The 9,401-nt window shown below is 65.8% G+C and carries 8 protein-coding genes; 3 read left to right on the top strand and 5 right to left on the bottom strand.

Annotation, left to right across the window (positions count from 1 at the left end; genetic code table 11):
• Positions 1–8 precede the first annotated feature (8 nt).
• The 4 genes from MJ785_RS09790 to MJ785_RS09775 all read right to left on the bottom strand — a co-directional run bounded on the left by MJ785_RS09790 (position 9) and on the right by MJ785_RS09775 (position 5,582).
• Positions 9–2,435, bottom strand: a complete 2,427-nt coding sequence (locus tag MJ785_RS09790; RefSeq protein ID WP_239309167.1) for a phosphoketolase — start codon at positions 2,433–2,435, stop codon at positions 9–11.
• A gap of 121 nt (positions 2,436–2,556) precedes the next feature.
• A complete protein-coding gene (gene fdxB / locus MJ785_RS09785; RefSeq protein ID WP_239309165.1) occupies positions 2,557–2,856 on the bottom strand; it encodes a ferredoxin III, nif-specific in 300 nt (99 codons plus the stop codon).
• 327 nt (positions 2,857–3,183) lie between these two features.
• Positions 3,184–4,560, bottom strand: coding sequence for a cytochrome P450 (locus MJ785_RS09780; RefSeq protein ID WP_239309163.1), 1,377 nt, complete (start codon positions 4,558–4,560; stop codon positions 3,184–3,186).
• A 392-nt stretch (positions 4,561–4,952) separates the two neighbouring features.
• The gene (locus MJ785_RS09775) at positions 4,953–5,582 is read right to left on the bottom strand and encodes a YdcF family protein (protein WP_239309226.1); all 630 of its coding nucleotides are present in this window, start codon (positions 5,580–5,582) and stop codon (positions 4,953–4,955) included.
• Positions 5,583–6,006: 424 nt separating this feature from the next.
• Here MJ785_RS09775 and MJ785_RS09770 point away from each other — a divergent pair, with 424 nt between their 5' ends.
• Together MJ785_RS09770 and MJ785_RS09765 are read left to right on the top strand one after the other, a co-directional pair.
• The gene (locus MJ785_RS09770; protein ID WP_239380531.1) at positions 6,007–6,474 is read left to right on the top strand and encodes a hypothetical protein; all 468 of its coding nucleotides are present in this window, start codon (positions 6,007–6,009) and stop codon (positions 6,472–6,474) included.
• A 13-nt stretch (positions 6,475–6,487) separates the two neighbouring features.
• On the top strand, positions 6,488–7,057 hold the full coding sequence (locus MJ785_RS09765; protein ID WP_239380530.1) for a WD40 repeat domain-containing protein: 570 nt from the start codon (positions 6,488–6,490) through the stop codon (positions 7,055–7,057).
• Here the strand turns inward: MJ785_RS09765 and MJ785_RS09760 are convergent.
• Positions 7,054–7,689, bottom strand: a complete 636-nt coding sequence (locus tag MJ785_RS09760) for a malonic semialdehyde reductase (RefSeq protein ID WP_239309157.1) — start codon at positions 7,687–7,689, stop codon at positions 7,054–7,056. The genes MJ785_RS09765 and MJ785_RS09760 overlap by 4 nt on opposite strands.
• A 164-nt stretch (positions 7,690–7,853) precedes the next feature.
• Between MJ785_RS09760 and MJ785_RS09755 the strand changes: the two genes are divergently transcribed.
• Positions 7,854–9,350: a sensor histidine kinase gene (locus MJ785_RS09755; RefSeq protein WP_370651462.1), complete on the top strand. Its 1,497-nt coding sequence runs from the start codon at positions 7,854–7,856 to the stop codon at positions 9,348–9,350.
• The last annotated feature ends 51 nt before the right edge of the window (positions 9,351–9,401 follow it).

Raw genomic sequence — 9,401 nt, 5'->3', positions numbered from 1 at the left:
CAAAGACGCTACATGCGCGGTGCGCGTGGCCGCCCATGGTCGCCCGGCCAGGTCCAGTCGCGGACTTCAGGAAGGTCCTCGAGATGTTCGGTGATGTGGGCCTGATGACGGGCGAGCTGGGTCTCGCAATGGGTGACGAGCCGGTCAGCGCCTCGCGGGGTGGTGCGGGCGAACTCGATGGCAAGGCGGGCGAGGTGGTAACGGCTGACACCGTTGCGCACGACCATGTCGAACGGGGTGGTGGTGGTGCCTTGTTCCATGAAGCCGCGGACGTGGAAACGTTGCGGATTGGGCCGGCCGTGCAAAAGCTGGTGGATCGCGCGGCTGTAGCCGTGGAAACCGACGACGACGTCGGTTTCGTCAGTAAACAGGGCGCGGAACAGCGGAACGGAGAAGCCATGGGGGTGCAGGTCCGCGCGAAGCAGGGCCATCAGGTCGACGATATTGACGACACGGACGGTGAGGCCCGGCGTGAACTGACGCAGCAGGTCAGCGGCGGCGAGGATCTCCATGGTGGGGACGTCCCCGATCCCGGCGAGGACGATGTCGGTGCGGTGCTCGCCGCCGTCGCTGCCGGCCCATTCCCAGACCGAGCCGCCGCGGGCACAGTGTTCAGCGGCTTCGTCCGCGGAGAGGTACTGCAGGTGGGGCTGTTTGTCCGCGACGAGGAGGTTGACGTGGTCGCGGCTGCGTAGGCAGTGATCGGCGACCGAGAGCAGGGTATTGGCGTCCGGCGGCAGCCAGATCCGGGCGATGCCAGGGGACAGGGGGACGACGGTGTCGATGAGCCCCGGGCCCTGGTGGGAGAAGCCGTTGTGGTCATTACGCCAACAGGTGCTGGTCAACAGCACGTTCAGGCTGGGTACCGGTGCCCGCCAGGGCAGCCGGGCGGCTTCCTGTAGCCACTTGGTGTGCTGGATGAGCATGGAGGCGGAAACCATCGCGAACGCCTCGTAGGTGGCGAACAGGCCGTGCCGGCCGGTGAGCGTGTAGGCCTCCAGCCAGCCCTGGCACAGGTGCTCGGAGAGCACCTCCATGACCCGGCCGGATGGGGAGACCCGGTCGTCGTGCGGGTCGGTCGGGGCGACCAGGCAGCGGTCGGTGACATCGAGGACGGCACCGAGCCGGTTGCTGGTCAGCTCGTCCGGGCTGAACACCCGGAAGGTGGTGGGGTTGTCCCGGTAGACGTCGCGGAGCAGGTCGCCGAGCGGCCGGGTGGTTTCGTAGATGACCTTCCCACGAGTTTCTGGACCGACCGTGATCGCGTGGGCACGCCAATCCGGCAGCCGTAGCGCCACGGCGCGCCGGCCGCCGTTAGCGTAGCTGGTCGCCCCCAGCCGCTTGTCGCCGGTCGGTGCGAGCACGGCGAGATCGGCGACCAACCGCCCGTCCGCGTCGAAATGCGAGTCCGGGTGGTAGGAACGCAGCCACGCCTCCAGCTGAGCCAGCTGGGCCGGCTTCTCCCGAACAGCCGCCAACGGCACCTGATGGGCACGGAAGGTGCCTTCCATCGCCACCCCATCGACCTGTTTCGGGCCGGTCCATCCCTTCGGGGTCCGTAACACGATCATCGGCCAGCGCGGGGTGGCGGTCACCACCGCGCCTGGGGCGCGGGCGTCGTCCTGGATACGGCGGATCTGGCTGTAAGCGGTGGCGAGCCTGGCCGCGAAGTCCCGGTGGACCTGGTGGGCGTCGCTCCCCTCGACCCAGGCCACGTCATAGCCGTGGCCGGCAAAGAAGGCGGTCACCCCGGCCCGGTCGAGGCGGCCCAGCACCGTCGGATTCGCAATCTTGTACTGATTGAGGTTCAGGATCGGCAGCACCGCACCGTCACGGGCCGGGTTGAGGAACCGGATGCCTTTCCAGCTTCCCTCCAACGGCCCGGTCTCGGCTTCACCATCACCGACCACTGCCGCGACCAGCAGGTCAGGGTGGTCGAACGCGGCGCCGAAGGCGTGCACCAGGGCGTAGCCGAGTTCGCCACCCTCGTGGATCGACCCTGGCGTCGGTACGGAGACGTGGCTCGGTACCCCTCCGGGGGTGGAGAACTGCCGGACCAGCCGGGTCAGGCCCGCCAGGTCCCGCGACACCTGTGGGTAGATCTCCGAATAGGTGCCTTCCAGATAGGTGTTGGCGACCAGTGCCGGGCCGCCGTGCCCCGGCCCGGCCACATACAGCACATCCTGCCCAGTCTCCCGTACCAACCGGTTCAGCTGGGCATACACCAGGTTCAGCGCCGGGGACGTACCCCAGTGACCCAGCAGCCGAGGCTTGATCTGCCCTGGCTCCAACGGCTCACGCAGCAACGGATTGGTACGCAGATAGATCTGCGCCACCGTCAGATAATTAGCAGCCTCCCAGTACCTTACCAGCCGACTGAGGGACACCTCGTCCAGATCCGGAATACGTCGATCCGTGGATGCGGTAACAGTCACCCACCTAGCTTCCTCCAGCACGGGACGTTCCGGCCAGCGGGCGGATCGAGTGTCTGTCGGTGTCCGGCATAGCCACCCGATCCGGCCGCATCTCGACGGCGAGCTGACAGCCGCCGGCTGGTCAGGCCGCTTCCGCCGGCGCGTAGGTGTGACAGCGCGGCGCACATACCCGGACGCAGGCGGCACAGCCGATACAGTTGCCGGCAGTCTCGATGGTCATAACCTTACGCTCGATCTCCTGCTCCTCGTCGAAAGGATCGACCAGCTCATCGTCTTCGTTCAGGCCCATCAGCTTCAGTACACCCTGACCGCACACCTTGAAGCAACGACCGCACCCGATGCACTTCTCTCGGTCTATCGCCATTATGTAATGAGGCACCCACGGGCTCGCGTCACGAGTGGCAAACTGAATGTGGCTCATATAAATTCTCCTAGGTTTTCTGAGGTCCGCGGGCGCGCGCGGACCCATCTCAGCGTGAATGACTCAGGTGGCCGGCTCCCCAGCCTTGGTCTTGATGTCGTCGAGTTCACTCGCCGTCGCCCGTCAAGAACATGTGGCCGTTCAAGGATATGTCCGGCGCCGCGGCGCATACCCCGATCGTGCCAGAAGGCCACAATCACCGGTCCGCTCGGCCTCGGGCAAAGCGCCGAGGAACCCGGTCCGGCGTGCCGAACGGTCCCGGCCACGCCGCGAGGCCTATGGCCGGAACAGTTCTTACCGCCGGGACGCATGGCCCCCGGCGCCCCATCAGCGGCGCCGCCGGACAATGATCGGTAGACCGTCACGCGGTCGCAGAGTCACCAGCGGCTGCGGTACGATCTTCAGACCGACAGCGGGTTCGAACGCCCACCGGCGACAGATCGTGGCGAGAGCCAACACTCCCTCGGTTTGGGCGAAGCTGTTGCCGATACACTGATGCGGGCCGCCTCCGAAGGGGAAATAGGCATACCGCGGCCGGTCCGGGTCGATCCGGTCCCCGAGCCAGCGGGCCGGATCAAAACGCTCCGGCTCCGGCCACCACTGTTCGTCACGGTGGACGACCCACTGGCAGAGAAGCAGCGTCGAGCCGGCCGGCAGGCGATAGCCTCCAATGACACGGTCTTCCAACAAATAGCGGCCCATGCCCCACACCGGTGGATAAAGCCGCATTGACTCGGTGAACACCGCGTCGGCATATGGCAGCCGCGGCAGGTCCGCTACCGTTGGCCGCCGGCCGGACAGGACGGTGTCGAGTTCGGCATACAGCGCCGCCGCAATCTCAGGATGCTCTCCGAGCAGATGAAAAGTCCAGGTCAACGCGTTTGCGGTGGTTTCGTGACCGGCAAGCATGATAGTCAGGATCTCGTCGCGGACCTGCGTGTCGTCCATGCCCTCGCCGGTCTCGGCATCGCGGGCTGTCAGCAGCAGTGAGAGCAGGTCCCGCCCGCTCGCCCCAGTGGCACGGCGGCGCTCGATAAGATCGTAGACGACCCGGTCAAGAGCACGGCGAGCGTTACGGCGGCGTCTGGGCCCAGGCAGCGGCAGCCTCTCCAGCGTCTCGAAACCGGCCCGCACAGCCTTCCGAGTGACCACCATGTTCTCACTGATAGCTGTCCGGATGACAGCTACCTCGTTACTGTCGACATCGACGTCGAACAGGGCTCGGGTAACCATCGCCAGCGTCATCTCGATCATCTCGTCATGCAGATCAAGATATTGGCCATCCGTCCAGGAATCAGCCCGATCGTCCGCTGTCGCGGCAAAAATCTCCCCGTATTCAAAAATCCGTTGACGGTGAAACATCGGCTGCATGAGCCGGCGTTGCCTGCGGTGCCACTCCCCCGCGCTGGTCAGCAGCCCCCGCCCGAGCACCAGCGCAAGAGGCTCCACCACTGTCTGGCGGGAACCGAAGCCACGACGGACAACGCCTCGGGCGAATGCCCGGCTCGACCCGACGAGGACGTCCGCGATAACCGCCGGGTCCGCCACGAGGTAAAGCGACATCGGCCGCGAGGAGATCCGCGCGACCGGGCCGTACGTCCGATGCAGATGAGTGAGGCCCGCGAGCGGATCGGGGCGTAGCAGTCTGCCGGCCGCACGCGGGCCACCGGCCAGCCCCGGGACGGTTTCCGTGCCTTTCAGCACGAAAACCGCCAACACCGACACTGCTGAACAACAACAGCCGGAGCAATGGCCATGGCGGACCCTCCTCGGGATCGTGGGCGGGGGCAGGGGCACTCAACCCGGCAGGACGACCAGCAGACCGATCTTCACGATAATCGCGATCTCGGCACCGCGGTCCGAGACACTGGCCACGTCCACGCCGGGCCTCAGGGATGGCCCGAGTCCGGACCGAGCACCACCGGACACCCAACGATCACTGAAAGTAAAACATTCACCGCCCGCCTACAAGGCAGCCACAACCAGCGTACGGCCAAAAATCATGTAAACAATATAAAAATTTACTTCTCGACCGTCGCCACCAGCCGTGTGAACCCGCCCACCGACCTTTGAAGCCGCCCCGCTCGGGGACGTGTTCACACGGCTGGTGGCGCGACCCCTGCCGGGGTCGTCCGATGGAAGAGCTGATAAAATCGGTAAGCAACGCCTTCCCGAGCAATGTAACGAAGCTGCGTACCGAAGCCACGGGTGGACGGGCCAGTCCTTACCGGTGACGTAACCGCGTCAATATCAAGGTCACGAGCGATCGTTCGTGACCGCAGCGAATGCCACGGATCCGTCACGATCACTGCGCTTCGCCATTGATGCTTCGCCATGGCCACCGCTACCGCCCGCAACGATCCCAAGGTGTCCCGCCCCTCTCCTACGGGCATCAGAGCGGTCACCGGAACGCCACGGGAGGCCAGGTAGTTCGCGCCTGCCTGCCCTTCGGTGTAAGCATCCCCCGCCTGCGCGCCGCCGACCGTCACGACCAACGGAGCCACTCCTTGGCGGTACAGGTCAAATGCGTGGTCAAGGCGCGCCGCAAACACCGCGGAAGGGCGTCCGTCGTATTGGGAAGCACCGAGCACCACCAGCACATCCGACCGGCGCTGGTCGTCCGAAATCCCCACCGTCCACACCTGGAGAAGACTGGCCATGGTAATCATGGACCCGGCGAACAGAAGGACAACCGCTGCTTGGGACAACAGAAAATGCCAACGCATTCGAAGCCGCCGCGACACAACGCCCGCGTCGGTTTGGGGCAGATATACGACCGCGGCATCCGGCTGGATGAAATCGGCCTTCCCGGCCATCAGTAACCCCCCTTTGATCTGGACGCCGTGCTCGATTATCATCATGGCGGGGATCCGCTCGTCACCCCTCCAGTAAAATCGATAACGCGAGATATATACCCTGCATCCACATTCATTGAAACCTGCATCCAGCCGCCTACTCGGCGTTCGTTAATATCGACTGCAATTACCTGAGGCCGCTCCACCGCAATCAAGAAACTACTAAAAGTAATATATTGATACTCACGTGAAAACGAGTCACCACCCGAGGGCTCCCATACCGAGGCGCCGCGCCGCCTCCCCGACGGGACAGCTGCGCGGCACGGTCAGTCTGGCCACGGTGATGACAGTACGGGTGAACATCGAGCGTACTCAGGGAGCAGCGGAGGGACGCGGCGTGGTGCGGGTTGAGGCATCGCCACCCACGGTCCGGGTATCAGGCGTGCCCCACAGCGACCTCACACCATCCAATGTATTGATCTCTGCCATGGGGCCCAAAGTGATCGACTTTGGTATGGCGCACACGACGGAACTCACCACGATCAGCGGTGGACATCTTCGCCTGGGGCAGCGTCGTCCTCCACGCGGCACCGGACGGCTTCCGTTCGGCCAAGGCCCGACCGACGTGTTGCTGTACCGGGCCCTGCACACCAGGCCATGCCTCGAGGGCCTGGATGACGAGCTACGTGTGCTTGTCGAAGAAGCCATGCGCAAAGATCCGACGAGCGGCCCAGCGCGCAGAACCTGCTCGTACGCCTCCTCGGTCATCCAGCAGGAGACGGGCTGTTCTTGCCGGGCTGTCCGCGCTCGTCCTGGCGATTAGCGCCGTCGCCACGGTGGCGACGTCACGGTCGGCCCCCGACCGGTCACTGGACGCCTCCCACTGGCTCACCACGGAAGCAGGCGCGCTACGTCCGCAAAACCCGGCGCTGGCCGCCCGGCTCAGCCTCGCCGCCTGGAAACGGTCCCCAACGCCCGCGGCCCGGCTCGCGCTGATCACATCCTTCGCCCGGCCTACGGCCATACCGGTGACCATGCCCACGGCGTCTGTCGCAACAGCCGCGCTGAGCTCGGATGGCCGGCTGCTCGCGGGCGCCGGCTCGGGGCCGGGCTCCGATCGCACAGTGGCCGTGTTCGACGTCACCAGACAAGCCGGGGTGACGCCCGCAGCTACGCTCAGCGAGCGAGCTGGGCAGGCCAACAGCCTGGCGATCAGCCCGGACGGACGTCTGCCGGCTACCGCGGGCCCGGACAGCACCTGCCGCCTCACCGATATCTCCGACCCGCACCGGCCATCTCCGCTGTCCACGTTGACCGGGCATATCAGCCCGGTCAACAGCGTGGCTTTCGGTCCGGACAGCCATACCGTCGCGACCGCGAGCGATGACCACTCAGGGTCAGGTTAGAGGACGGAGACGACCTGCTCGTAGTCCAGCCGTGGGCTGCGGCCGAACCACGGGTTCTCCCCGGGCTTGCCAATATTGATCACCGCGAGAGTGCGCAGCGGCTGGTCCGCGAAAAACTCCTTGTCGACGGCGGTGGCATCCAGGCCCGTCATCGGACCGGCCGCGAGCCCCGCGGCACGGATGCCCAGGATGAAGTAGCCGATCTGCAGGCCGGCATTGAAGCGCGCGGTCTGCTCGCGCGCGACCGGCTCGGTGAAAAAATCCCTGGCGTTCGGCAGATGCGGGAAAACCTGCGGGAGGTTTTCATGGAAGTCGATATCCGCGGCCACGATGGCGACCAGCGGAGCAGAGCGCGTCTTCGCCTGGTTACCCGGGCTGAGATGCCGTACCAGCCGTTCCCGCGCCTCGGGCGAACGAACCAGAATGATCCGCAGGGGTTGGGTATTCATACTGGTCGGCGCCCATTTAATCAAGTCATAGATAGCACGGACCTGCTCGTCAGAAACGGGATCATCGCTGAAGGTGTTCGCGGTCCGGGCCGTACGGAACAGCAGATCCGCAGCGGCGGCGTCCAGCATCAGCGCGTCTTCGGTCGCGGCGATGTCACCGGTAGCGATGTCGGTGATGGTCATGGAGGTCAGGACTCCTGATGGTCGAATGGTTGCCATGCGGCCCAGCTACGTAATTGAACACGCAACTATGCTTCCGGTATCCCAGCCCCAGTGTGAGCTTTGCCTCCAGAACGGCTTCGACCAGCACGGCGACGGCAGCGCCCACTGCTGCGAGTCTGACACTCGTGAGTGACCCAGGACGGGGAACGGCGCTGCGGACCCGGCTGATGATCGGCCTGTTGGCCTTGCTGACGGTGGGATTGTTCAGTACCGCGGTCATCAGCATTTTCGCACTGCGTACCTACCTTTTCGACCAGACGGACGATCAGCTGCGCAGCGCACAGAACATCGTGACGGCCCGTAGCAACGCTCTGCTAGCCCAGGTGGCGCCCACCATCAGTATTGAAGGCCTGCAGCGCGCGATCGCCCCGACCGACTACGTGGTGGAACTACGCAGGCGCAACGGCTCGGTCCTGGTCGTCACGGGAAGCGGCAGCGGCCCAGCGCCGCCCCGTCCGCTCATCAACGCTGCCACTGACATCGACGCCCGAGTAGCCTCCGGAACTCCGTTCACCATCGTCAGCGATGGCAGGCGCTTCCGCGCGATCGCCGGGTCGCTGTCCGCGGGCGGCGAGATCGATCTCGTGGCTATTCCGCTGCGTCCAGTCACCGCAACCATCGCCCGGCTGGCGGGCATAGAGATCGTGGCCGGGATCGCCGTTCTCACCGGCGCGGCTTTTTCGGCATGGCTGCTGCTCGGGCGTGGCCTACGGCCGTTGCGTGATGTCGCGGAGACCGCAGCCGCCATCGCCGGCGGGGACCTGTCCCGACGCGTGCCCGACTCGCCCGCGCGCAGCGAGGTCGGTCGGCTCGCCGCCGCACTCAACATCATGCTTGGTCAGATCCAGTCCGCGTTCGAGGAGCGGGTCCGCTCGCAGGAACGACTACAGCGGTTCGTCGCGGACGCGTCCCACGAACTACGGACACCGCTGACGTCCATCCGCGGCTATGTCGACCTGATGCGCCAGGGCGTCATACCGCCAGCGGATGTGGACGACGCCCTGCGTCGTGTCCAGGAGGAGAGCACCCGGATGAGTGCCCTGGTCGATGACATGCTGTACCTGGCCCACCTCGACGAGCACCGGCCCTTGGAGCGCTCGGACGTCGACCTCGCGGCCGTGCTGCGAGACGCGGTTGCCGACGCGGTCGCTGTCGAACCGGATCGACTCATTGAGCTGACCTGCCCCGACCGGTGCGTAGTGGTCGGCGACGCCGACGCCCTGCGGCAGGTGGTCGGGAACCTTCTGTCGAACGTGCGGGTCCATACCCCGGTGACAGCGCGCGTTGAGGCGACGCTCGTCCGGGACAGCGCCCGTGTCCATCTCACGATCCGCGATTTCGGCCCGGGTATGCCCTCAGAAGCGGCCGAGCGGGTATTCGACCGCTTCTGGCGGGCGTCGGGGAGCCGCGACCGGGTCCACGGTGGCAGCGGGCTGGGCATGTCCATCGTCGCGGCTGTCGCCGCCGCGCATGGCGGCACCGCCGACGTACGTTCGGCGCCCGGCAACGGGACCACTGTCCGGCTCGTTCTTCCCATAGGTGAGCCGGAACCGGCCGATCCGCCCACAGGGAACATCACCGTTGGCAACTACGCAGGGCAGGCCGCTGGGCCGCCACGCTGAGAAGGCAACCGCACCTGGCACAGCCACACGCGACGGCCTTCGAACAGACGG

It is taken from the genome of Protofrankia sp. CiT1, from assembly GCF_917627335.1.
Lineage (GTDB): Bacteria > Actinomycetota > Actinomycetes > Frankiales > Frankiaceae > Protofrankia.
The sequence above is the reverse complement of the archived record's forward strand: the minus strand, read 5'-3'. Positions and strand labels throughout refer to the sequence as shown.

Bases quoted from the DNA above. Each gene is read 5' to 3' on its own strand.
- fdxB (WP_239309165.1), bottom strand. From the start codon at position 2,856: ATGAGCCACATTCAGTTTGCCACTCGTGACGCGAGCCCGTGGGTGCCT.
- MJ785_RS09775 (WP_239309226.1), bottom strand. From the start codon at position 5,582: ATGCGTTGGCATTTTCTGTTGTCCCAAGCAGCGGTTGTCCTTCTGTTC.
- MJ785_RS09760 (WP_239309157.1), bottom strand. From the start codon at position 7,689: ATGACCATCACCGACATCGCTACCGGTGACATCGCCGCGACCGAAGAC.